This window comes from Arthrobacter sp. 05N33_2 (assembly GCF_056397425.1).
This window is the reverse complement of sequence record NZ_JBFTNJ010000084.1, coordinates 1-23,863: the sequence shown is the minus strand read 5'-3', so window position 1 is coordinate 23,863 and position 23,863 is coordinate 1. Positions and strand designations below refer to the sequence as shown.

Here is a 23,863-nt window from a genome sequence, read left to right as displayed (position 1 = left end):
CGCCCAAAGGAACCGTCTACATCGGCCTCAACGGCACGGGCAGGCAACCGTCCACGAAGTCCTGAGACATGAACCGTCCACGATCAGTTGAGACATGAAGTGTCAACGATGAGGTGAGACAGCACATCCCGGAATGGCCACCAAGAGTGATAGCGCAACGGGGGAGCTTGGCCACGGTCTAGGCTGGCTCCATGAACGCCGCCCGCAGCCTTCACCCCAGCCCMCGCACGTTGGAGGTCGAGAGCCTTGCCGGTTTCGACCGGCTGGTTGCGGCGGGGGCGCGCAGCATGCACGGCTGGCATGTCCAGTCGCTGGACCTGCGGGGCCGCCGGGCCCAGCTGGAGGCGCTTGAGGCCCAGGGCGCGGTCTTCCTGGGCTGCAGGTTCGACGACGGTGTGGAGGACTTGCTGCGCGGCCGGGGCGCCCTCATCTTTCCCCGGCTCACGGCCGTGCCGTTCAACCCCTACCGCGGGCAGCTGTACACGCCGCAGGAACTCTATTCCGGGATCGCCACCTCACCCTACGAGGACACGCTCGACGCTCGGGTGTACCAGTGGAGCATCCGGCCGGGCCAGCGACGCCGGCTGGATGCGACACTGGCCGCCGCCCTGCATGACCACTCGATCGGCGTGGCCCTCGACGAACTGGCCGGCACCTATCTCCGCGCCGGCCGCACGATGGTGGGGGTCATGGGCGGACACGTTGCCCGCCGCGGCACCGCCGTCTTTGAAGGAGCCGCGCTGCTGGGCCGGCTGCTGGCCCGCAGCGGCCGGGTGGTAGCCACGGGCGGCGGCCCCGGGGCCATGGAGGCCGCGAATTTTGGCGCCTTCCTCAGCGAGGCACCCGAACCGGACTTCCGGCGGGCCCTGGCCGACCTCTCGGCGGTGCCGTCCTTCCGCCCCTCGGTGGCCGCCTGGGCGCGGACGGCCGCGGCGGTCGCCCAACGCCACCCGGAGGGTGTGCCGTCGCTGGGGATTCCCACATGGTTTTACGGCCATGAACCACCGAACTTCTTCGCCACGCATGTGGCCAAATACTTCGCGAATGCCATCCGGGAAGCCATCCTGCTTGAACTGTGCAACGGCGGCATTGTCTTTTTGCCGGGTTCGGGCGGCACGGTCCAGGAGATCTTCCAGGACGCCTGCGAGAACTACTACGCCGCTCCGGAAACCGTCACTCCCATGGTCCTGGTGGGGCACGAACACTGGCTGCGACGATTCCCGGCCTGGCCCCTCTTACAGAGCCTGGCGTCAGGGCGCCGGATGGAGGGAAGGATCTTCCTGGTCGATACGGTCGAAGAAGCCCTTGAGGCGCTGGAGCGCTAGGGGGTCAGAGATCCTTGCGGCACTGGGCGTGGCCAAGCTCGTAGAGTCCGTTCAGGTCGCCGGCGGCAAGCCCGTCCGGGGCTCCGATCTCGGGGTACATCAGCTGGGCCGGGTCATCGACATGCTCCAGGCCCATCACATGGCCGAGCTCGTGCAGGATCACGGCCGTGGCATAGGCCGCTCCCTCGGAGCGGTCCAGGTCTTCCGCGATTTGCGGGGCATCCAGCTCCAGGCTGCCGGTGACGAAGCTCTTGGGGCCGTCGCCGAAACTGAAGTGTGTGCTTCCGCCTGTGCCGATCACCGGGCCTTTGAGCTGCGGCGCCTGCTCCGGGGTGGTCCAGGCGATCAGCAGCGGCGCCCACCGGTCCCCGTAGAGATCCTTTTGGTAGGGCGCACGTGTGGACGAGGGGGCCTCGGACGTGGGGCCGTCATTGATGAAGGTGATTCCGGTGGCCTCCGAGATCGTCCTGATCGAGTCGTCCACGAGCCGCTCGGCACCCGGCGGGGCCAGGGCGGCATTGATGACGTAGTGCAGCGGGCGGCACGGCGAGTAACCCACCGGAGTGCCGTCGTCATTCGTTGCGAGGAACTTGTACGAGGTGCTGGCGGCCTCCGGTTTCCGGGCCGCGCCGAGGGGGTGGTCCTGCTCCTCGAGCCCGGGCGGGGGAGTGTCCGTCCGGTCTTCGCCGGCCGGCACGGCAGGCTGGCCGGATTTCTGGCCAGCCTGGGGCTGTGCCTGCAGGTCACTGCCTGCTTTGTTTTCTGCACTGTGCCCTGCGTTGTTCCCCGTTCCTCGGGAGACCTCGAAGAGGCCCGTGAACCTCGGATCGCCGTAGACGAGTCCGGCGGTGAGGAAGGCGCCGGCGGCGATCACCGCAGCGGCGGCGAGGTTCCTGATGATCCGCAGAGCGGTGGCTGGCCGGCTGTGCCGAGGTCCGCGGTCCCGAAATTCAGGGCCGTCCACTAGCCAACCACGGCGCCGAAGGCCATGCCCAGCAGGTACGTCACGCCCGCGGCACCCATGCCGATGGCCAGCTGGCGCAGGCCGCGGGTGGCGGGCGAGGTACCGGAGAGCAGGCCCACGACGCCGCCGGTAAGCAGCAGCGCCAAGCCGACGAGGGACGCGGAAACCACCAGTGCGGCGAGTCCTGTCATGCCCAGCAGGAAGGGAATGATGGGCACGATCGCGCCCGAGGCGAAGAAGCAGAAGCTCGACGCCGCCGCGCCCCAGGCGGTGCCGACCGCCTCGTGCTGGTCCTCGCTTTCGGGCAGTTCCGGACGCAGGGACAGGCTGGGATCGCAGTCGCAGTCCAACAGGCCCATCCGCTCCGCGACGCGGTGCTCGGCGGCCTCCCGGGACATGCCGCGGGCCAGGTAGACGAGGAGGAGTTCGTTGTGCTCGATATCGAGCAGCGGCGCCGCCGCCAACGTGATCTGGGTGGGTCGGGTCGCGGCGAGGAGCTCCCGCTGCGACCGCACGGAAATGAACTCGCCGGCCCCCATGGACAGTGCGCCGGCCAGCAGCCCGGCGACGCCGCTGAGGAGTACCACCTGGCTGCCCACGCCCGAGGCCGCCATGCCCATGACGAGGGACAGGTTGCTGACCAGCCCGTCGTTGGCGCCGAACACGGCGGCGCGGAACGTTCCGGCCAGCCGGTTGCGGCCCCGGGTGGCCAGCCCGCGGACCACTTCTTCGTGGATCTGCTCGTCGGCGACCATGGCCGGGGTGGCGAACGATTCGGTGGCGTACGGGGAGCGGCTCTCCGCCCGCTGGGCCAGGGCCAGGACGAAGACCGAGCCGAAGTGCCGGGCCAGGAAGCCCAGGAACCGGCTCCGGAAGGAGGCATGCCGGTCCTTGCCGGCGTGATCGCCCAGCAACTGGAGCCAGTGCGCTTCATGGCGTCCCTCGGCCTCGGCCAGCGCCAGCAGGATGGCGCGTTCCTCCCCGGCGCGGTTCTGCGCCAGGTCCCGGTAGACGGCCGCCTCGGCACGTTCATCGGCGAGATACTGTCGCCAGCGCTTGATGTCCGCTGCGCTGGGCGCTGCGCTCGCGTCTGTTGCGGGCGACGGGCTCGGTGCGCTGACGGGAGCGGCAGTGGAGGGAGCCGCCCCGGGGCCAGCAGAGGCGTGCGGCGAGGCGGGGCGCGGGTCCGTATCGCGGACCGAAGAGGGCTGTGTCGGGTGGTGCTGCGAAGAATCGTTGCGGTCCGATTCGGTGTGCTGAGACACGAAAAACTCCTGGGTTTGGTCGGGCATGGTCCGGCCCCATTGCGACTCCAGACTACCCCGTATTTCCGCGCTTTTCCGGCTGGCAATCCTCAGTGGAAAGTTTAGGGAGGCCGTAACTGCCCTGCCCCGGCGGGCCCGCCCGCAGCCGCTTTCCGGCAGCAATTGTGGGCCCTTGACCGCCCGGGTCCGCGGTGTTCGAATGAAACCCAGGGCGGGCTCCCCGGGGCCTTGCCGCCACCGAAGCCGCATGGAGGTTGCATCATGGATAGCACCGCATCACATCCCATCCAGCCGGCCCGGGAGTCACTCGAGTCCGATCCCGCCTACGACTACGCCGAGGACGCGCCCGTCAGTGATGCCGCGGAGACCGAGGACGAGGAGCTTCTCGAAGAGGCCGACCGGCTCGTTCCCCTGGACGCGGAAGACTTCCTGGGCGACGAGACGCCGGTGGTGCCCGTGGAAGGTGAGGAATTCCTTGCGCCGGAGGCAAATGAGTGATCCTCGCGCGGCCCGTTAAGTTGCCTAACGGCCGACGGCGGCGCCCCCGAATGGGGAGCGCCGCCGTCGACCTTTAACTTGCGGTCAAGACCCTGCCGGGCCTGGGCCCTAGTGCGTGAGGGCCGGGGCCTTTTCTTCCTCGGCCGCGCGGCCGGCGACACGCCGGCGCCAGTTCTGCATGACCGCGGGATCCGTCGGCTTGGTCAGCAGCGACACCGCGATGTAGACGACCGCGGAAGCCGCCAGGCCGTAGTAGATCGGCTCGTTGGCGTAGATGCCGTCCAGCGGAACCTCGGCGTTGATTTCCAGGATGATCATGGTGCCGAGCGTGATGACCGAGCCCACCGCCATGGACGCCGCGGCGGCGACGCCGGTGCCGCGCTTCCAGACCAGGCCGCCAAGGATGGCCACGAGCAGGCCGCCTACCAGGATGTCGTACGCAATGGTCAGGGCCGCGACAACGTCCTTGGTGACGATGGCGATCACGATTGCCACGATGCCCAGGCCCAGGACCCACATGCGGTTGGCCTTGACGTCGTGTTCCGGGTTGTCGGTGTCATCGGTGTTGACCGTCTTGCCGAACCAGCCGGCAACGAACGGCAGCACATCGGCGCGGGCCACGGTGGCGGCCGCGATCAGGGCGCCGGAGGCGGTGGACATCATGGCGGCGACGGCGGCGGCCAGCACGAGGCCGCCGATGCCGATGGGCAGCAGGTGGGTGGCGACCTCGGCGTAGACGACGTCCTTGCCCAGGGCCTTGACGTCGATCTGCGGCAGGGCCACCCGGGCGCCGAGGCCGATCAGGGCGCCGGCTGCGCCGTAGAGGATGCAGTAGATGCCGGCCGTGGCGCCGCCCCAGCGGGCGACTTCAGGCGTCTTGGCGGTGAACACACGCTGCCAGATGTCCTGGCCGATCAGCAGGCCGAGGGTGTACACCACAAAGTAAGTGATGATCGTCTGGGCGCCGATGCCGTCGATCTGGAAGAAGGTGGCGTCCACCCGGCTGCGGATCCCGTGGAGGCCGCCGGCGGCGTTGAGCGTGAACGGCAGCATCAGGAAGAAGATGCCGACCGTCTTGATGACGAACTGGACCTGGTCGGCCAGCGTGATGGACCACATGCCGCCGATGGTCGAGTACACCAGCACGATTGCCCCGCCGACGGCGATCGCGAGGGCGCGGTCCCAGCCGAAGAGCACCACGAAGATGGTGGCGTAGGCGCCCGTGGAGGTGGCGCAGAGCATCAGCGTGTAGGCAAGCATGACGATGCCCGAGGTCTGCGTGGCGTTGCTGCCGTAGCGCAGGGTCAGCATCTGGGAGACGGTATAGATCTTCAGCTTCTGGATGGTGCTGGCGAAGAGCAGGCTCAAGAGCAGGACGCCGGCGCCGATTGCGACGACGAGCCACATCCCSGAGATGCCGAACTTGTAGCCCAGGCCCACGCCGCCGACGGTCGAGGCGCCGCCCAGGACGACGGCGGCCATGGTGCCGGTGTAGAGGAACGGGCCGAGGCGGCGGCCGGCCACGAGGAAGTCGCTATTGTTCTTGGTGCGGGACTTGCCCCACCATCCGAACGCCAGCATGGCGGCCAGGTACACCACCACGATTGCGATGTTGACGAAAGTTGCGTCCATATAAAGGCTCCTTGGAGCTGGTTGACAGCGGATGCGGGCCTGCCGGGCCTCAACAGTATGTTCGGCAAGGCCGCTGCTGCGGGAAGTGGTTAGAGGAGGATTTCCGTCGGAACCCCCAGTTTTGCCTTATAGGCAACACATGTTGCCCAGAAGAGTATGCTGTGACTCCGGTAACAGTCAAGACGCCGGGCGTGGTGCCGCCGCCTCCGCGTCACGAAGGCCTGCTCCCGCTAGGATTGCTCCAATGATGGGGCCAAGCGGCCGGCCGTGAAAGGTTCCTAAATGAAGGCACTACCAGTTGAACCGAGCAATGTTCCCGTTGCCATCGGTTCGCGGATCCGCGCCGCCAGGCAGTCCCAGCGGCTCACCATTGAACAGGTCGCAGACGCCACCGGGCTCACCAAGGGATTCCTGAGCCGGGTCGAGCGGGACCTGACCTCGCCCTCGGTTGCCTCCCTGGTAACGCTGTGCCAGGTTTTGTCCATCTCTATCGGCGACCTCTTCGCCGCCCCCGAAACGCACCTCACGAAGCAGAATGAGGGCCCTCGCATCTCCCTCGGCGGCGAGGGGATCGTCGAGCGGCTGCTGACCGCGCGCTCCGAGCGCCGCGTCCAGATCATCCAGGCCGTGATCGAGCCGCGCGGGCGCGGCGAGTCCGAACTCTATGCCGTGGACTGCGACGTCGACGTCCTGCATGTGGTCAAGGGAAGCATCCGCCTGATCCTCACGAATGAGGAATTCGAGCTCAGCACCGGAGACACCGTAACGTTCCCCGGCCGGGAACCCCACACCTGGGTCAATCCCACGGACGACGCCGTCGAGGTGCTGTGGGTGCTCGTGCCCGCAGCCAGCCGCTGAGGGCATGAACGCATCCGTAACCACCGCAAAAGTATCCGCACGGCGCACGCCGGAGATACACAGGACGAGCGGAAGCCGCTCGCGTCATCAACTGGGGGATCCATGAACCGCAACAACGTCTTTCTGTCCCTGGCCGTGGCCGCCGCGCTCGCGGCCGCCCTTGGCCTGAGCTCGTGCGCCGCCGCGGGCCAGCGGGCCGGCGAAACGGCAAGCGGTCCCGCCAGTGAAGCCGCGGCCCCGGCGCAGCAGGAATCCGGTGCGGCCGCCCCGACCGCCTCCTCCGCCGCTTCGGCCCTGCCCTCGGCTGCCCCGAGCGCCTCCGCTACCCCCGTCCCGGTCGCGCCCACGGCCACGGCCAGCGCGGTGGCCGGTGTGAAAACCTTCACCTTCCCGGACGGGCACCTCTCCTTCTCCTATCCGAGCGGCTGGTCCGTCCGGTTGGTTGGCTCGCCCGGGAACGCGGCCAAGCTGCGGGGCCTGCAGGCGGTCATCGCCGACGCCACCGGCAACGAACTGGCTTCCATCACCAGCAGCACCAGCGCCAGCAACGCCTCCGGCCCGGTGGCCCGCACCGTGCTGGACACCGCCCCGGTGCCGGGGCTGAAAGATGTGGACGGCGAACAGCTGGCCTTCGGCTTCGCGTTCGATTCCCTCGCCGACCAGTCCGATTTCCACATGAGCGTGCGCAAGCAACGCGACTTCGCGCCCGCGGTCTCTGACTCCGGCTCCGCCTACGTCAGCTTCGCCAACGGCGGGGCGGAAGCCAAGGTGCTCTTCGGCAGCCCGGCATTTGCCTCCGTCGACGCCGCCAAAGCCTGGATGACCACGGAGCAGTACAGCCAGCTCAAGCGCCTGCTGCTCACCCTCAAGTACAGCTGACCTCCCTTTCCTTGGTGAGATCGGCCGTGGTGAGATGTACGTCACATCCCGGCAATCTGCCGGAAACGGCAATTTAATGCCCGGAGCCGGCACGTAACGTGCCCGCAAGAATGGGAAAGCCTTCCCGAAACACGCCGTGAGTAGCGTCAACGGCGGGGGGACGCTCGTCAGTCCCAAACGTCACATGGTCTCGCCGCATCGGCGCCCTCGGAGCGCCGGCACTCGAGGAAGGCTCCCGCTATGAAGCTCTCTGTGCTTGCAGTAGGAATGGCAACAGATCCGCAGGTCCTTGACCCCGGATCGACCGCGTGGATGCTCACGGCGTCCGCTCTGGTCCTCCTGATGACCCCCGGGCTTGCGTTCTTCTACGGCGGGCTCGTCAGAATGAAGTCCGTCCTCAACATCATGATGATGAGCTTCGGCGCCATGGGCGTGGTGGCCGTCGTCTGGGCCCTGTGGGGATATGGTCTGGCCTTCGGCCCGGATGCGCTGGGCGGCTTCGTCGGGGATCCCTTCACCAACTTCGGCCTGAGCGGGCTGACCACCAGTATCGGCTCCAAGGCGGCAGGCCTGCCGGACATGATCTTCGTCGGCTTTCAGGCCACGTTCGCCATCATCACCGTCGCACTGATCAGCGGCGCGGTGGCCGAGCGCGTCAGGTTCGGCCCCTGGCTCCTCTTTGCCGCCCTTTGGGTCACGCTCGTTTACGCGCCGATCGCGCACTGGGTCTGGGGCGGCGGCATTTTCGGACCTACCGGCATCATCGGCAGCAAGATCTCGGCCCTCGACTTCGCCGGCGGCACGGTGGTCCACATGAACGCCGGCATTGCCGGGCTGATGCTTGCCGTGGTTCTGGGCAAACGGCTCGGCTTCATGAAAGACCCCAACATCCGCCCGCACAACCTGCCGTTCGTGATGCTCGGCGCAGGGCTGCTCTGGTTCGGCTGGTTCGGCTTCAACGCCGGCTCGGAACTCGCCGCCGACGCCACGGCCGCCCTGGCCTGGACCAACACGCTGCTCGCCACCAGCGCCGCCCTGCTGGGCTGGCTGCTCGTGGAGCGGCTGCGCGACGGGCATGCCACCTCGCTCGGCGCCGCCTCGGGAGCCGTCGCGGGACTCGTGGCAGTCACCCCGGCCTGCGGATTCATCGACCCCATCGGCGCCATCCTGATCGGCGCGATCGCCGGGGCTGTCTGCGCGCTCGCCGTCGGGCTGAAGTTCAAGATCGGACTCGACGACTCCCTGGACGTCGTGGCCGTGCATTTCGTCGGCGGCCTGTGGGGGACCCTGGCCCTCGGATTTTTCGCGCTTCCGTCCACCAAGACGGCCGGCGGCCTGTTCTACGGCGGCGGCCTGGCGCAGTTCTGGCCACAGATTCTCACCGCCCTGATCGTCACGGCATGGAGCGCCGCCATGACCACACTGATTGGCTTCGCGATCCACAAGAGCATCGGCATGCGCGTTTCCGAAGCCGACGAGCTCTCCGGCATTGACGTGACGGAGCACGCCGAAACGGCGTATGAGCTCCTCATGGTCGGCGGCAGCTTCCACCCCGGTGACCCGCATGCCCGGACTGATGCGGCCGAGGCCCACGCGACGGCCCACGCCGGGACCCCGGCCGAAGTCCCAGCCGGGACCAACGCCGAGGCCGAGGGTGAGGCCGTCCGCGGCAGGGTGTCGTCATGAAGCTCGTCACGGCGATTGTGCGGCCGGAGCGGGTCGCGGCCGTTAGCGCGGCCCTGGAGCGGGCCGGGGTCAACGGCCTGACCGTGAGCCAGGCCAGCGGCTACGGCCGGCAGCGGGGCCATACCGAGGTGTACCGGGGCGCTGAATACAGCTCGGACCTGCTGCCCAAGGTGCGGCTCGAAGTCCTGGTCGACGAGGGCGCCCTCGGCGCCGTCATGGCTGCCATTGAAGAGGGAGGGCGCACGGGCCGCTTCGGCGATGGCAAGATCTGGATTATCGAGGTGCGCGACGCCGTCCGCGTCCGCACGGGGGAGCGGGGCGCGTCGGCCATCGCCTGAGGTTGGTAAACAACTGATGCGCAATACGAAACTTCGAGTGTATGATGGCTGTCACAACCGTCGGTCAATCCTCGAAGGAGCGGCTTCTTTTGGAAGAGCTGCGCATCGAGGCCAATGGCAACCTTGGCCCCATCGATTCATCCCGCGTCCCACGCTACGCCGGGGCTGCCACGTATGCCCGCCTGCCGCGCCTGGACCAGGTGGCCAAGGCAGACGTCACGGTGGTCGGCGTGCCGTTCGACACCGGCGTCTCCTACCGCCCCGGCGCCCGCTTCGGGGCCAACCACATCCGCGAGGCCAGCCGCCTGCTGCGGCCGTACAACCCGGCCTGGGACGTCAGCCCCTTCGAGAACATCCAGGTTGCCGACGCCGGCGACATGGCGGTCAACCCCTTCAACATCAACGACGCCATCGAAACCATCCAGCAGAACGCCTTGGACCTGACGGCGTCCGGCAGCAAGCTCGTCACCCTCGGCGGCGACCACACCATCGCCTTGCCGCTGTTGCGCGCCGCCGCCGAGCGCGCCGGCGGCCCCATAGCCATGCTGCACTTCGACGCGCACCTGGACACCTGGGACACCTACTTCGGCGCCGAGTACACCCACGGCACACCCTTCCGCCGCGCCGTCGAGGAAGGCATCCTGGACACCGAGGCCATCAGCCACATCGGAACCCGCGGTCCGCTCTACGGCAAGAAGGACCTCGACGACGACCACCGCTTCGGCTTCGGCATCGTCACCTCCGCCGACGTCTACTACCAGGGCGTCCTGGAGACGGTCGCCAAGGTCCGGGACCGGATCGGTAACCGCCCGCTCTATATCTCAGTGGACATCGACGTCCTTGACCCCGCGCACGCCCCGGGCACCGGCACGCCGGAAGCCGGCGGCATCACGAGCCGCGAGCTGCTGGAAATCATCCGCGGGTTCCGCGGCATGAACCTCGTCGGTGCCGACGTCGTCGAGGTCGCCCCGGCCTACGACCACGCCGAGATCACAGGCGTGGCGGCAAGCCACGTCGCCTACGAACTCGTAACACTGATGGCGGACCGCGCCGTCGAAGGGGACCGCTTCGGCGCCCCGAACGGCTACGCTGCCCAGGCCCTCGGCCAGGAATCCCGCCGACCCGCCGGCTTCAGCTCCTCTGTGGCTTCGCCGGTGGCTTCGCGATGACCGGCGTGCGCAACGGCGGGGACCTCGTCGTCGAAACCCTTGAGGCGCTCGGCGCCAAGACGGTCTTCGGCATCCCGGGCCAGCACGCCCTGGGCCTGTTCGACGCGATGGGCCGCGGGAACCTGCACTTCGTCTCCTCCCGGGTCGAGAACAACTCGGCCTTCGCCGCCGACGGCTACTCCCGCGCCACCGGCGAAGTCGGCGTGCTGTTCCTGTCCACCGGCCCGGGCGCGCTGACGTCCTTGGCCGGGCTGCAGGAGGCTTACGCCACCGGCGTTCCCATGGTGGTCGTGGCCAGCCAGATCCCGCTCGAGGGCCTTGGCGCCCGGCGCAAGGGCATGCTGCACCAGCTCGATGACCAGAAGGCCTCGGCCGCGAACGTCACCAAGTCCCAGCGGCTGATCCAGCACGCCTCCGGCATCCCCTCGGCCATCCAGGATGCCTGGACCGAGGCGATCTCCTCGCCGCAGGGCCCCGTGTGGCTCGAAATCCCGCAGAACGTCCTGCTGGACCCCATCATGGTGCCTCCCGTGGAGGACGCCCTCGCCGAAGCGGCCGACAACCCGCCCCGCGTGGAGCTGGTCCGCGAAGCCGTGAAATGGCTCTCGACGGCGGAACGTCCCGCCATCATCGCCGGCGGCGGCACCCGCCGCGGCCATGCCGAAAAGTCGCTGCTCTCGATTGCGGAGAAGCTGCGGGCGCCGGTCATCTGCACCCCGGGCGGCAACGGCGCGTTCCCGTGGAACCATGAGCTCTCCCTGCAGTCCTGGATCGAGGACCAGTACATGACGGAGGTGCTCGAGGACGCCGACGTGCTGATCGTCATCGGCTCCTCCCTGGGCGAGGTCACCTCCAACTACTTCACCTTTGAACCGCGCGGCCGGATCATCCAGATCGACGCCGAGCCCCGCGTCCTGGAGTCCAACCGCCCGGGACTGGGCATCCGGGCGGACGCCGGCCAGGCCCTGGCCGCCCTCGACGCCGCCCTGACTGAACCGCACGGCGAACGTGCCGACTGGCACGGCACGGCTCCCGAGGTACTCGTCAAGGACACCCTGGCCAAGGTCAAGGCCCGGCTCGAGTCCCAGGACCTCGGCAAGGAACTGAAGTTCATGGCCGACATCCGCGAGGCCGTTCCCGCGGCCATGCAGACGTTCTGGGACATGACCATCTCGGCCTACTGGGGCTGGAGCTGCTGGGATGCCCGCGACGGCCAGTTCCACTCCGCGCAGGGCGCCGGCGGGCTGGGCTTCGGCTTCCCCGCGGCGATCGGCGGCGCCGTCGGGCTCGAAACCACCGGCGCATCCGCCGGCGCACCTGCCGGACACGCCAGAGTGCTGGCCGTCTCCGGCGACGGCTCGGCGATGTACTCCATCTCCGAGCTCGCCACCGCCAAGCAGCACAACGTCCCGGTCACCTGGCTCATTGTGGACGACGGCGGCTACGGCATCCTGCGCGAATACATGGTCGGCGCCTTCGGCAAGGCCACGGCCACCGAGCTCGCCCGCCCCGACTTCGTCAAGCTGGCAGAGTCCTTCGGCGTCCCGGCCGTCCGGGTTGCCCCGGAGGACGTCGGGGACGCCCTGAAGGCGGGCTTCGCTGCGGACGGCCCCAACGTCGTCGTCGTCGAAACCCTGCTCCAGATGTTCGGCCCCACCCACCTGGCCACGTAGGCGCACCAACACCACAGCAGCACCGCTGCGCAGCGCGGACCGGCCGGGTCTGCCCCTCACGACCGGCCGGGTCTGCCCCTCACNNGGTCTGCCCCTCACCGCGAGGGGCAGACCCGGCCGGTCCGCGTTTGCTATTTAAGGGTCTTCCGAGGCCGCGCGGCACCTCCCACGAGAGAGTTAGTTTCCCGAAGTAACCATTTTCGTATATAGTTGCCTAGGGCAAACAAAAGAGGGGTGTCCATCATGTCAGTTGAATCCAACGCTGCAGCCAGACTCGTTTACCAGATCTTCGATCTGCAGCGCGCGGTCCGTTGCGTTGCCGCCGCCAGCCTGCGCGGGCAGGACACCGGAGTGGCGCTTCAAGGCGTTCTGCGCTTTGTGGGGGAGGGCGAATCCCGGGCCACGCATCTTGCGGAGCGGCTCGGCGTCAGCGCCCCGGTCCTCAGCCGGCACATCGCCGACCTCGAAGAGCACGGCTATGTGGTCCGCCGGCCGGACCCGGAAGACGGCCGCGCGCAGCTGATCGCCCTGTCTGCCGCCGGCACGGAGAAACTGCGTCTCATCGAGGACCAGCGGACGGCCACCATCCAGGACCTGCTGCAGGACTGGAGCCAGGACGACGTCGAACTGACGGCGCGCACCCTCGAAAAACTTGCTGAGTCCCTCAGGACCTCAGCCCGGGCAACGACGGCCGGACCCACGAATACGACCGAAATTGTTGAGGAGTAGATATATGGCTAGCCACGCCGCCGCCACAGGGCCGTCCCCGGCCCCGTCGGACGTTCCGCAGGGGGCATCCCGCGCATCCCAGACCGCCGCAGAACCTGTGGCGATGACCCACCGCCAGATCATGGAGGCCCTCACCGGGCTGCTGGCGGCGTTCTTCACCGCCATCCTGAGCAGCACGATCGTCGCCAACGCGCTGCCCACCATCATGTCCGAACTCAAGGGCACCCAGACGGACTTCGCCTGGGTGATCACCGCCGCGCTCCTGGCCAACGCGGCAACCACCCCGATCTGGGGCAAGCTCGCGGACCTCTTCAACAAGAAGGTCCTCGTCCAGCTGAGCATCGTGATCTTCGTGGCGGGCTCCGTTATGGCCGGCCTGTCCGAGACCATCCCGCTGCTGCTGACCGCCCGTGTCATCCAGGGCATCGCCATGGGCGGCCTCACCGCCCTGGCCCAGGCCATCATCGGCTCCATGATTCCGCCGCGCGACCGCGGAAAGTACTCCGGCTACATGGGCGGCGTCATGGCCGTGGGCACGGCAGGCGGCCCGCTGCTCGGCGGCTTCATTGTCGACAGCCCGCTGGGGTGGCGCTGGACCTTCTTCGTCTGCGTCCCGCTCGCGGTGGTCGCGCTCATCCTGCTGCAGGTCACGCTCAAGATCCAGCACGTCAAGCGCCCCGCCAAGATCGACTGGCTCGGCTCCATCCTGTTGACCTCCGGCGTCAGCCTGCTGCTCATCTGGGTCTCCTTCGCCGGCAATCCCGACTACTACGACTGGTGGTCGTGGCAGACGGTCGCCATGGTGGGCGGCGGCATCGTGCTCCTTGGCCTGCTCGTGCTGGTGGAATCCAAGGTCGCCCAGCCCATCATCCCGCTCAAGATCATCTCTGAGCGGACCACCGCCCTCGCGATCCTCGCCTCGGTGGCCGTCGGAGTGGGCATGTTTGGCTCCTCGACCTTCCTTGGCCAGTACTTCCAGGTGGCACGCGGCGCCACCCCCACCGAGGCCGGCCTGCTTACGCTGCCCATGATCGCGGGCAACCTCATCGGGTCGGTCGCCTCCGGCATGCTCATCAGCCGCACCGGCAAGTGGAAGCGGTACCTCGTGGCCGGCGCCATCCTGCTGATCGGCGGCCTGGGCCTGGCCGGCAGCATGGACCACACCACTGACCTGTGGCTGACCGGTATCTACACCGCCATCCTCGGCGTCGGCCTGGGCCTGCTGATGCAGAACCTCGTCCTCTCCGTCCAGAACACGGTCCAGGCCAAGGATATCGGCACGGCCAGCGCCTCTGTGGCCTTCTTCCGGTCCGTCGGCGGTGCGATCGGCGTCTCGGTCCTCGGCGCCGTGCTGGGCAACCGGGTCAAGGAGCTCGTCGTGGAGGGGCTGGCCTCGGCCGGCATCCAGGTTCCCGCCGGATCCGCGGGGGCCAGCATGGACCTCAAGGACATGCCGGCACCGATCCGCGATATTATGCGTGCCGCCTACGGCGACGCGATCGCCGAGGTCTTCCTGATCTCCGCAGTCGTCGGACTCGTGGCGCTGGTGGCCATCCTGTTCATCAAGGAACGCCCGCTGCGCCGCACCGTCGACGTCCGGCCGGAACCCGCCGAACTCGCAGGGGACGCCCCGGACGCCGGGATGGCCGCGATGGCCGGTGCCACGGCCCCGGCTCTGGAGAACACGGGTTACACAGGGAACGACGCCGCCGAGGAAGCTTCGCCCGCCGGCGGAACCGGCATCGTTGACCTGGACCGGGAATTCATCGAGGTGCTCAGCCGGGAGCGCGCCGAATCCCGCTTCCCCGATGCCGCCCGCCAGCGGACCCGGACCTTGGTTGCCGAGGACCGGCCCGAAGCCGCCGACGTCGTACCTGTGATGCTCCAGACCCAGCGGCTCCTCGCGGAGCAGCAGCTGCTGCTGGCGGACGCCCTGCGCGCCGTGCACGAGCAGGCCGCCGAGCAGCGTGCCATCGCCGCGGAACAGGCCCGGGTTGCCGAGGAGCTCACGGCCCTGCGCCGGCAGCTCGCCAAGCAGCGCAAGATGCAGCGCGCGGCTGCCGACTACATCGCCACCCACGGCCGGCACCGCACCGAGTAGCGCCGGCGCACAGTACCGGACCGCAGAGGCTCCGCGGCCGCCTCGAGGGGCGGCTGCGGGGCCTTCGTTTGCGGCGAGACGGTTGCGGGGGAGACCACAGCAGCCGCTTAAGTACGCCGTTTGGATGATATTGAGCTCCCGATGTTCCTCCCGGGCGAGGGTTTTCGTAGAGTTGGGTGGCTAAGGCTGTCGGTCCCATGGGCTAGTCTCCAATCAGCCTTCCAATAAACTTCACTATTTAGCTCTCCCATACTTTGCTCTCCCCATAATTTGGTCTCCCTATAATTCAGTCTTCGTAAGGACTCGTGGGCATGCTCGTTACCCTCATGCGGCGCTATTCCAAGCCGTATCTGCCATACATCGCGGCTGTGGTCATCTTCCAGCTGGCCTCGACCATCGCGGCTCTGTACCTCCCCAGCCTCAATGCCCAGATCATCGACGAGGGCGTCTCCCGCGGCGACACGGACTACATCTGGCGCACCGGCGGCGTCATGCTCGGCGTCGCGCTGATCCAGGTGGCCACCGCGATCGCCGGCGTCTACTTCGGCTCGAAGGCGGCGATGGCATTCGGCCGGGACCTGCGCCGCGGCGTGTTCCGCAAGGTGAGCAGCTTCTCGGCGCGGGACGTCAACCTCTTCGGCGCCCCCACCCTGATCACCCGGGGCACCAACGATGTGCAGCAGGTCCAGATGCTCATGCTCATGGCGCTGAACTTCATGGTGGCCACACCCATCATGTGCATCGGCGGGATCTTCATGGCCCTGCGCGAGGACCTCAACCTGTCCTGGCTCGTCTGGGTGTCCGTGCCCCTGCTCGTAGTCGTGGTGGGCTACCTCGTGGTCCGCCTCATGCCGCTCTTCCGTTCCATGCAGGAGAAGATCGACCGGCTCAACGGTGTCCTCCGCGAGCAGATCATCGGCATCCGCGTGGTCAGGGCCTTCGTGCGCGAACCCCACGAGGCCGAGCGCTTCGGCGCGGCCAACCAGGACCTCACCGACGTCTCGCTGAAGATCGGTTCCCTGTTTGTGCTGATGTTCCCCGCCATCGGCATGATCCTGCACATCTCCACGGCCGCCGTGCTCTGGTTTGGTGGCCAGCGCGTCGATGCCGGCGAGATGCAGATCGGCTCGCTGACGGCCTTCCTCCAGTACCTCCTGCAGATCCTCATGGCAGTCATGATGGGCACCTTCATGGCCATGATGATTCCGCGCGCCTCGGTCTGCGCCGACCGGATCGGTGAAGTGCTCGACGTCGAACCCTCCATCCACGAATCGCTCACCCCGGTGGCGCCTGCGGCAAAGGCCGGCCGCGTCGAATTCCGCAACGTGACCTTCGCCTACCCCGGCGCCGAGGCTCCCGTGCTCAGCAACATCAGCTTTACGGCCGAGCCCGGACAGACCGTGGCGATCATCGGCTCCACCGGCGCCGGCAAGTCCAGCCTGCTGGCCCTGCTCCCGCGGCTCTACGACGCCGAGTCGGGCGAGGTCCTGCTCGACGGCGTCCCCGTCACCCAGCTGGACCGCGCCGAGATCACGCAGCGCGTGGCCATGGTGCCGCAACGGCCCTACCTGTTCTCCGGAACCATTGAGCACAACCTGCGCTTCGGCAAGCCCGAGGCCACGGACTCTGACCTGTGGGAAGCACTGACGGTCGCCCAGGCCGCGGAGTTCGTGCGCGAAAAGAAGGGTGGCCTCGCAGCGCGGATCGCCCAGGGCGGCACCAACGTCTCCGGCGGCCAGCGGCAGCGGCTGTGCATCGCCCGCGCGCTCGTCACCGAACCCAAGGTCTTCCTGTTCGACGACTCGTTCTCGGCCCTTGACGTCGCCACCGACGCCAGGCTCCGCCGGGCGCTCAAGGCCAAGACGGCCGATGCCACGGTGATCATCGTCGGCCAGCGGGTGTCCACCATCGCCGATGCGGACCAGATCCTCGTGCTGGACAACGGCAGGATCGTGGATCGCGGAACACATGAGGAACTGTTGGAAAGCTCCGGCACCTACCAGGAAATCGTCGAATCCCAGCTGAGCGCGGAGGCAGTGGCATGAGCACCAACGAGAAAGTCTCCACCACGCCGGCCACCGCAGCCGGCCAGGCCGCTGCCGATACGGACGCCACCGACCTGATCGAAGATGACTTCATCGAGGAGGAGTACACGCCCGGCGAGGCCGACGGCGGCATGTTCGGCGCCGTGCCGGCCAAGAAGGCCCAGCACTTCTGGCCCTCGGCCAAACGGCTCATGGGACTGCTGAAACCCGAGCGCGCCGGCATCACCGCCGTGCTCGCCATGGTGACGGTCGCCGTCGTCCTCAACGTCATTGCCCCGAGGATCCTGGGCCAGGCGATGGACGTGATCTTCGCCGGAGTGGTCGGCAAGCAGCTCCCGGCCGGGGCCACCAAAGAACAGTTCATCGAAGGACTGCGCTCCCAGGGCCAGGACAACTTCGCCGACATGCTCGCCAAGATGGACGTCGTGCCGGGCGCTGGCATCGATTTCCAGAAGCTCGCGTTCCTCATCAGCGTGGTGCTGGTGATGTATTTCGTCGCCAACATCTTTCTGTGGCTCCAGGGCTATGTCCTCAACGTGCTGGTCATGCGCGTGGTGCGCACGCTGCGCGATGACACCGAGAAGAAACTCAACAAGCTGCCGCTGAACTACTTCGATACCCGCCAGCGCGGCGACATCCTTTCCCGTGTCACGAACGACGTCGACAACATCCAGCAGGCGCTCCAGCAGGCCTTCGCCCAGCTCGTGAACTCGGCCCTGACGGTCATCGGGATCGTGATCATGATGTTCATCGTGTCCTGGCAGCTGGCCCTGATCGCCCTCGTCGCACTGCCGCTCTCCGGCGTGGCCGCCGGCATCATCGGCGCCCGCAGCCAGAAACTCTTCGCCGCCCAGTGGAAGAACACCGGTGAGCTCAACGGCCAGATCGAGGAATCGTTCTCCGGCCACGACCTCGTCCGCGTGTTCGGCCGCGACGCCGACATGCTGGCCCGCTTCGACGAACGCAATGAGGAACTCTACAAGGCCAGCTTCGGAGCCCAGTTCGTCTCCGGCATGATCATGCCGGTCATGCAGTTTGTCTCCTACCTCAGCTATGTCGGGATCGCCGTCGTCGGCGGGCTGCGCGTGGCCTCGGGCAGCATGAGCCTGGGCGACGCCACGGCGTTCATCCAGTACTCGCGCGAATTCACCCAGCCGCTGGGCCAGATGGCCGGCATGGCCAACATGCTGCAGTCCGGTGTCGCCTCCGCCGAGCGGGTTTTTGAATTCCTCGACGCCGACGAACAAGACGCCGAGACCGCCACCGAGCACCTCCCGGCGAAGACCGACGGGCACGTCGAGTTCAAGCACGTGACCTTCAGCTACACGCCGGACAAGCCGCTGATCGAGGACCTGTCCTTCACTGCCGAGCCCGGCCACACGGTGGCGATCGTGGGACCGACCGGGGCGGGCAAGACCACCCTCGTCAACCTCGTGATGCGCTTCTACGAGCTCAACTCCGGCAGCATCACCCTGGACGGTGTGGACATCACCCGGCTGAGCCGTTCGGAGCTGCGCGCCAAGGTGGGCATGGTGCTGCAGGACGCCTGGCTGTTCGGCGGAACCATCTACGAGAACATCCGCTACGGCAAGCTGGACGCCACCGAAGAACAGATCATGGCGGCGGCCAAGGCCACGTTCGTGGACCGCTTCGTCCGGGCGTTGCCGGACGGCTACAACACGGTGATCGACGAAGAGGGCAACAACGTCAGTGCCGGCGAAAAGCAGCTGATCACCATCGCCCGGGCCTTTGTGGCGAACCCGTCGCTGCTGATCCTGGACGAGGCCACGAGTTCCGTGGATACCCGCACCGAAGCCCTGGTCCAGAAGGCCATGGCGGCGCTGCGGACGGAGCGCACCAGTTTCGTCATCGCCCACCGCCTTTCCACCATCCGGGATGCGGACACCATCCTTGTCATGGAGGACGGGCAGATCGTCGAGCAGGGCCGGCACGCCGAACTGCTGGCCCTGCAGGGCGCGTACTACCGGCTGTACATGTCCCAGTTCGCCGGTGAGGACGCAGAGTCTGCCGTGGCGGATTCCGCGGAGGACGCGACGGCGGTGCACAGCTGAGCGCCGCAGGCCCCGCCGGGAAGGGCGCAGCCGGCGGGAACGGGCCCGGCAGGGAGAGCGCAGGCACAGCCGCGGGCCCCGCCGGGAAGGGTGGACCCGCTGAGGAGAACACATCCACGGAGCCCTGGCGCCTCGAGGTGGAGGTGCCGATGCGCTGGAGCGACATGGATGCCTACGGGCACATCAACAACGTCCAGATTGTCCGGATCCTCGAAGAAGCACGGATCGCGGCTTTCGGCCCGCCCCGGGGTCCCGGGCTGCCGGGAACCGAACCGCTGGTGCCGCTCTTCAACGAAATTCCGGAAGGGACGCTGGCGCTCGTCGTCGAGCACAAGATCAGGTACGTCAGGACCCTTGAGTACCGGAACGTGCCCGCCGTCGTCCAGTTGTGGATCGGGGCGATTAAGGGCGCCAGCTTCGACATCCACTACCTGGTGCAGGATCCCGTCACGCGGGAGGACTGTGTCCGGGCCACGAGCCATCTTGCCTTTGTGGACGAGGCAACCGGCCGGGTGTTGCGGCTGACGCCGGAGCAGAAGGATCGGCTGGCTCCCCACACCCGCGCCCACCCGGTCCCATAGCCTCTGTTCCGGTTCCCGGCACGGCTCCTAGAATGAACAATCCCGACGCATAAGGAGGCGTGGTCGCCGTGAACATGGGCAAAGACATGCACAAGAACATGCATCACAACCTAGGCAACACCTTGCACCAGAACATCCACAAGCAGCACACCCGCAAGAAGAAGTGGAACGAACTCTCGCCGATGGCACGGTTCGGAACCATCTCGGCTGGCATCGTCCAACTCTCGCTGCTGGTCGCAGCCCAGACGGACATCAGCCGACGCCCGGCTGCGCAGATCCGCGGCAGCAAGGCCATGTGGCGGCTCGCCACGCTGGTGAATTTCATCGGTCCGGCCACGTATTTCACCTTCGGCGTGAAGCGCCGGCCCGGCGCGAAATCGGGTCTGCTGCCCGCCCGTCCATAATCTACTGGCCGGTAGTTTAGGGGCGGCGTTAAATGGGCGCGTTCAGTTTAAGCCTGTAAATTGAACGTATGACCCCAACCAAGAAGCCTGCCCTGCACCGCGCCCTCGGTATCTCCAAGGAGATTGAAGACGCGGCGTGGTTTGTGCTGGGCCCGGGGTTGCTCGGCAAGGCGTCCCCCCTGGACGGCCGCACCAAAACGTGGTCCGTCCAGGCTGCCGCGGAGTTGCTGGAACGCCTCGAACGGGGCGTTCCGGATCCCAAGGCGCCGATGATGACTAACCTGCGCCAGAACCTGGAAGACGCAACCCGCGGGGCGAAGCAACTGGCCGTGGAGCTACTCTTCCTCCAGTCCCTGCCGCTTGCCCACGAGGTCAAGTCGCTGAAGGTCAAGCGGGCCCGCGTCGCCGAGGCGGCATCCTGGCTGGAGCCTGCGCTGGAGCTCCCCGACGAGCTCTACGCGGGCATGACGGACCACGGCGTGATCCGGGACCGCACCGCGGAATTCAACTGGACCATCTGGGACCACCTGAAATGGCTCTGCCGCTTCGTGCAGCATGTCGCACAGCGGCCGGCCCACGTCGTCCAGGCCGCGGTCAAGGATCCGCTGGCCTTCCACCGGCTGGTCGCCGGCACCCCGGATGACCAGCCGGCCATCCGCCGCAGCATTGAGTTCCTGGTCTGGCCCAGCTATTTCGAACCCGTGGTGGCCGATGTCGAACGGCAGGAGATCCGTGACGCTTTCGCTTCCCTCGTGGGCGGGGCCAAGGGGGACAGCGACGAGGACATTTCGGCGGACATCCACCGGATCCGCCTGCACCTGGACCAGCAGGCCGGGCAGCGGATCGACTGGTACTCACGCCAGCTGGTGAGTCAGTGGCGGAAGGTCGGCGACCCCGGCCGCCGCGCCTGGCTCCTGCGCACCCACCACGACAACGCCGAGCTGCTGGGGGAGTGGCGGGACGAGGAAGCGGTGACGCTCGACGTCGAACACCTCCGCCTGCTGGACCCCGGCGTCTCCGCGGGGCTGGTCCAGAATGCCGTTGACGAGGACTACAAGCACCTCGGCTACGTGGAGCGTGAGGACACCAAGACCGCAGTATTCGCCTTCCTGACCGTCATGAAGCCGGGTGACCTTGCGCTCTACCAGAGCTCGGGCAAGGTCCGGATCGGCGTGGTCCTCGGCGAACCGGAGCATGCCAAAGACAACCGCCAGCTCCGCCGCAAGGTCCGCTGGTTCGATGAGGAACACGACGCCACCGGGCTGCCCCGCCACGTGCAGCGCCAGCTGACCACTTCCGGCAACATCGTGGACATCACCCGCGTGATCCAGGCGCTTGAGGCGCTGCTGCCGGCTGAAGCGGAAGCCGAGGACGGCGACGGCGCCGCGCCGGATGCCGCCGTCGAACCGGCCTGTGACGGGTTCCGGCCGCTGACGCCGGAGTTCGCCGCGTCCTTGCACATGGACCTCGAGCCGCTGCAGGAAATCGCCGAACTCCTCGAGGAGAACCGGCAGCTGGTGCTCTACGGTCCGCCGGGAACCGGCAAGACGTACCTCGCCAAACACCTCGCCGCCGAGCTCGCCGGCGACACCACGGACGAGCGGGTCAAGCTGGTCCAGTTCCACCCGTCGTACGCCTATGAGGATTTCTTCGAGGGCTTCCGCCCGGACAAGACGGACGAGGGACAGGTCTCGTTCAAGCTCGTGGCAGGACCGCTGCGCCGGCTCGCCGAGGAAGCGGCCAAGCCCGGCAACGAGAGCAAACCGTACTTCCTGATCATCGACGAGATGAACCGCGCCAACCTCGCCAAGGTGTTCGGCGAGCTGTACTTCCTGCTCGAATACCGCGACGACCGCATCTACCTGCAATACAGCCCCAACGAGCCGTTCACCCTGCCGGACAATCTTTACATCATCGGCACCATGAACACCGCGGACCGCTCCATCGCGATGATGGACGCGGCCATCCGGCGGCGCTTCTCCTTCATCGAGCTGCACCCGAAGACGGAACCGGTGAAGGGCTCGCTGCTGCGCTTCCTCCAAGCCCGTGACCTGGACACGACCCCGGCCCTGCTGCTTGACGCTTTAAACGACGCGATCGACGAGTGGGACCGCGACCTCATGATCGGTCCCTCGTACTTCATGAAGAAGTCCGCGCAGACGCCTAAGGGCCTGCGCAGAATTTGGAAATACGAGCTCATGCCGCTGCTGGAGGAGCACTATCACGGGCAACTCAACCGCGCCCAGCTCGAGGAACGGTTCGGACTGGAACAACTCCTGGGCCGCCTGGCGCATGCCTAGGCTGGCCGGAGACGCCATAGCGCTGGACCGCAGTTCGTCGGAACGGGGAGCTGACCGCGGTTCGTCGGACCGGGAGGCCTCGGACCACCGGGGTTCATCCGGAGCCGGTCCGGCCGGGCGCGGTTCATCAGGTCGCGGTTCATCCGGACGCGGCGCGGCGGAGGCCTGCCGGCACATTGTCCTCGACGAACTCTCCGTCGGCGTCGTGGAGCGGCTTGATCCGGACACTGCCGCCTACGTCAACGCCAGCGGCCTGGCGAAGGCCTCGCCGATGGGCATGGGCCTGTACCGGGTCGAACCGGTGGGGACCGTCGGCTCGGTGCGCACTCCCGCCGTGCAGCTGGAGGTGCGACCGAAAGGTCGGCTCGGGCTGAGCCGTTTGCTGTTCCTGCTCGGCTACGCGGGGGACCAGGGGTTCCGGGACGATTCTGTCGCCGCGGTGGAGCATGCCGACCTTTGGAGCGCCCTGGCCGAATCCCTGGCGCAGCTCGCTGACCGGGCGCTGAGCCGCGGGGTGCTGCAGGGGTATCTCATGGTGGAAGAATCCCTCCGGACCGTCAAGGGCCGGATCCGGATGTCGGACCAGATTTCCCGCCGGCCCGGCATGCTGGTTCCGCTGGAAGTCTCCTACGACGAGTTCACCGAGGACATCGCGGAGAACCGGATTCTGCGCGCTGCACTGGAACGGATGTCCCAGGTGCCGCGGGTTCGGCCGGAAGTCCTGAGCCGCCTGCGCCAGCTCAAGGGAAAGCTCGACGCCGTGACGCGCCTTCAGTCCGGCGCGCCGCTGCCGCAGTGGCGGCCCAGCCGGATGAACACCCGCTACCACGCCGCTCTTCGGCTCGCCGAACTGATCCTGCGGAACGCGTCGGCGGAGGCCGGCGACGGAAAGCAGCAGTCGGCGTCGTTCGTGGTGGACATGGCAAAGGTGTTCGAGGACTTCGTGGGAACAGCCCTGCGCGAAGCCATGGCCGCCTACCCCGGAGAAATGCGGTTGCGCTACAACGCCTTGCTGAACGAGGCCGTCCGCGACTCGGACCGCATTGTGGTGCAGCCCGGTGCCGTCCACTTCCTCGGCGGCCGGCCCGTGATGGTGTACGACGCCAAGTACAAGGCCGCGGCCGACGTCGGCGCGTCCCTTTCGGGCGACCATTACCGGATGCTGGCCTACTGCACATCCTTGCGGGTGCCGACGGCGTGGATCGTTTACCCGGGAGCCGGGGAAATCAAGCTGCGCCGAATTCTCAATACCGATATCGACATTGTTGAGTTCCCGCTGGATCTGTCGCTACCGCCGTCGGAAATCCTGGCCGCCGTGGCACGGAAATCCTGGCCGCCGTGGCA

General features: G+C 67.4%; 19 protein-coding genes. 16 read left to right on the top strand and 3 right to left on the bottom strand.

Features of this window, described 5'->3' with window-relative positions:
* The first annotated feature begins 191 nt into the window (after nucleotides 1-191).
* Complete coding sequence (locus AC1DHX_RS19005) at nucleotides 192-1,325, top strand: LOG family protein (RefSeq protein WP_476859692.1); 1,134 nt, start codon at nucleotides 192-194, stop codon at nucleotides 1,323-1,325.
* 4 nt (nucleotides 1,326-1,329) lie between these two features.
* Here AC1DHX_RS19005 and AC1DHX_RS19000 read toward each other — a convergent pair whose 3' ends face one another.
* Both AC1DHX_RS19000 and AC1DHX_RS18995 read right to left on the bottom strand, forming a co-directional pair.
* Nucleotides 1,330-2,289, bottom strand: a complete 960-nt coding sequence (locus tag AC1DHX_RS19000; RefSeq protein ID WP_223914243.1) for a matrixin family metalloprotease — start codon at nucleotides 2,287-2,289, stop codon at nucleotides 1,330-1,332.
* A complete protein-coding gene (locus tag AC1DHX_RS18995) occupies nucleotides 2,289-3,581 on the bottom strand; it encodes a VIT1/CCC1 transporter family protein (protein WP_476851373.1) in 1,293 nt (430 codons plus the stop codon). Before AC1DHX_RS18995 ends, AC1DHX_RS19000 begins: the two co-directional genes overlap by 1 nt.
* A gap of 234 nt (nucleotides 3,582-3,815) precedes the next feature.
* Between AC1DHX_RS18995 and AC1DHX_RS18990 the strand changes: the two genes are divergently transcribed.
* Complete coding sequence (locus AC1DHX_RS18990; RefSeq protein WP_476851374.1) at nucleotides 3,816-4,052, top strand: hypothetical protein; 237 nt, start codon at nucleotides 3,816-3,818, stop codon at nucleotides 4,050-4,052.
* A gap of 108 nt (nucleotides 4,053-4,160) precedes the next feature.
* Here AC1DHX_RS18990 and AC1DHX_RS18985 read toward each other — a convergent pair whose 3' ends face one another.
* Nucleotides 4,161-5,684 carry a sodium:solute symporter family protein gene (locus tag AC1DHX_RS18985; RefSeq protein WP_476859693.1) on the bottom strand — a complete coding sequence of 508 codons (1,524 nt, stop codon included), beginning with the start codon at nucleotides 5,682-5,684 and terminating at the stop codon, nucleotides 4,161-4,163.
* A 282-nt stretch (nucleotides 5,685-5,966) separates the two neighbouring features.
* Here AC1DHX_RS18985 and AC1DHX_RS18980 point away from each other — a divergent pair, with 282 nt between their 5' ends.
* The 14 genes from AC1DHX_RS18980 to AC1DHX_RS18915 all read left to right on the top strand — a co-directional run.
* Nucleotides 5,967-6,542 carry a helix-turn-helix domain-containing protein gene (locus AC1DHX_RS18980; RefSeq protein WP_018775913.1) on the top strand — a complete coding sequence of 192 codons (576 nt, stop codon included), beginning with the start codon at nucleotides 5,967-5,969 and terminating at the stop codon, nucleotides 6,540-6,542.
* A gap of 102 nt (nucleotides 6,543-6,644) precedes the next feature.
* Complete coding sequence (locus AC1DHX_RS18975) at nucleotides 6,645-7,421, top strand: hypothetical protein (RefSeq protein ID WP_476859694.1); 777 nt, start codon at nucleotides 6,645-6,647, stop codon at nucleotides 7,419-7,421.
* A gap of 240 nt (nucleotides 7,422-7,661) precedes the next feature.
* On the top strand, nucleotides 7,662-9,107 hold the full coding sequence (locus AC1DHX_RS18970; RefSeq protein ID WP_476900351.1) for an ammonium transporter: 1,446 nt from the start codon (nucleotides 7,662-7,664) through the stop codon (nucleotides 9,105-9,107).
* Nucleotides 9,104-9,445 carry a P-II family nitrogen regulator gene (locus AC1DHX_RS18965; RefSeq protein ID WP_230007931.1) on the top strand — a complete coding sequence of 114 codons (342 nt, stop codon included), beginning with the start codon at nucleotides 9,104-9,106 and terminating at the stop codon, nucleotides 9,443-9,445. Before AC1DHX_RS18970 ends, AC1DHX_RS18965 begins: the two co-directional genes overlap by 4 nt.
* 89 nt (nucleotides 9,446-9,534) lie before the next feature.
* Complete coding sequence (speB, locus tag AC1DHX_RS18960) at nucleotides 9,535-10,614, top strand: agmatinase (protein WP_476851378.1); 1,080 nt, start codon at nucleotides 9,535-9,537, stop codon at nucleotides 10,612-10,614.
* The gene (locus tag AC1DHX_RS18955) at nucleotides 10,611-12,287 is read left to right on the top strand and encodes a thiamine pyrophosphate-binding protein (protein ID WP_476851379.1); all 1,677 of its coding nucleotides are present in this window, start codon (nucleotides 10,611-10,613) and stop codon (nucleotides 12,285-12,287) included. The genes speB and AC1DHX_RS18955 overlap by 4 nt, the downstream gene beginning before the upstream one ends.
* 243 nt (nucleotides 12,288-12,530) lie before the next feature.
* The gene (locus tag AC1DHX_RS18950) at nucleotides 12,531-13,016 is read left to right on the top strand and encodes a MarR family winged helix-turn-helix transcriptional regulator (RefSeq protein ID WP_476859696.1); all 486 of its coding nucleotides are present in this window, start codon (nucleotides 12,531-12,533) and stop codon (nucleotides 13,014-13,016) included.
* Nucleotides 13,017-13,119: 103 nt separating this feature from the next.
* Complete coding sequence (locus tag AC1DHX_RS18945) at nucleotides 13,120-15,117, top strand: MDR family MFS transporter (protein WP_476900352.1); 1,998 nt, start codon at nucleotides 13,120-13,122, stop codon at nucleotides 15,115-15,117.
* A gap of 311 nt (nucleotides 15,118-15,428) precedes the next feature.
* A complete protein-coding gene (locus tag AC1DHX_RS18940; RefSeq protein WP_476859697.1) occupies nucleotides 15,429-17,162 on the top strand; it encodes an ABC transporter ATP-binding protein in 1,734 nt (577 codons plus the stop codon).
* Nucleotides 17,159-19,234, top strand: coding sequence for an ABC transporter ATP-binding protein (locus tag AC1DHX_RS18935; protein ID WP_476859698.1), 2,076 nt, complete (start codon nucleotides 17,159-17,161; stop codon nucleotides 19,232-19,234). Before AC1DHX_RS18940 ends, AC1DHX_RS18935 begins: the two co-directional genes overlap by 4 nt.
* A gap of 149 nt (nucleotides 19,235-19,383) precedes the next feature.
* A complete protein-coding gene (locus AC1DHX_RS18930) occupies nucleotides 19,384-19,815 on the top strand; it encodes an acyl-CoA thioesterase (protein ID WP_476851383.1) in 432 nt (143 codons plus the stop codon).
* A 59-nt stretch (nucleotides 19,816-19,874) separates the two neighbouring features.
* On the top strand, nucleotides 19,875-20,219 hold the full coding sequence (locus AC1DHX_RS18925) for a hypothetical protein (protein WP_308288878.1): 345 nt from the start codon (nucleotides 19,875-19,877) through the stop codon (nucleotides 20,217-20,219).
* A gap of 68 nt (nucleotides 20,220-20,287) precedes the next feature.
* Nucleotides 20,288-22,519 carry an McrB family protein gene (locus AC1DHX_RS18920; protein ID WP_476851384.1) on the top strand — a complete coding sequence of 744 codons (2,232 nt, stop codon included), beginning with the start codon at nucleotides 20,288-20,290 and terminating at the stop codon, nucleotides 22,517-22,519.
* On the top strand, nucleotides 22,512-23,863 hold a 1,352-nt coding region (locus AC1DHX_RS18915), incomplete at its 3' end, for an McrC family protein (RefSeq protein WP_476900350.1). The genes AC1DHX_RS18920 and AC1DHX_RS18915, both read left to right, overlap by 8 nt.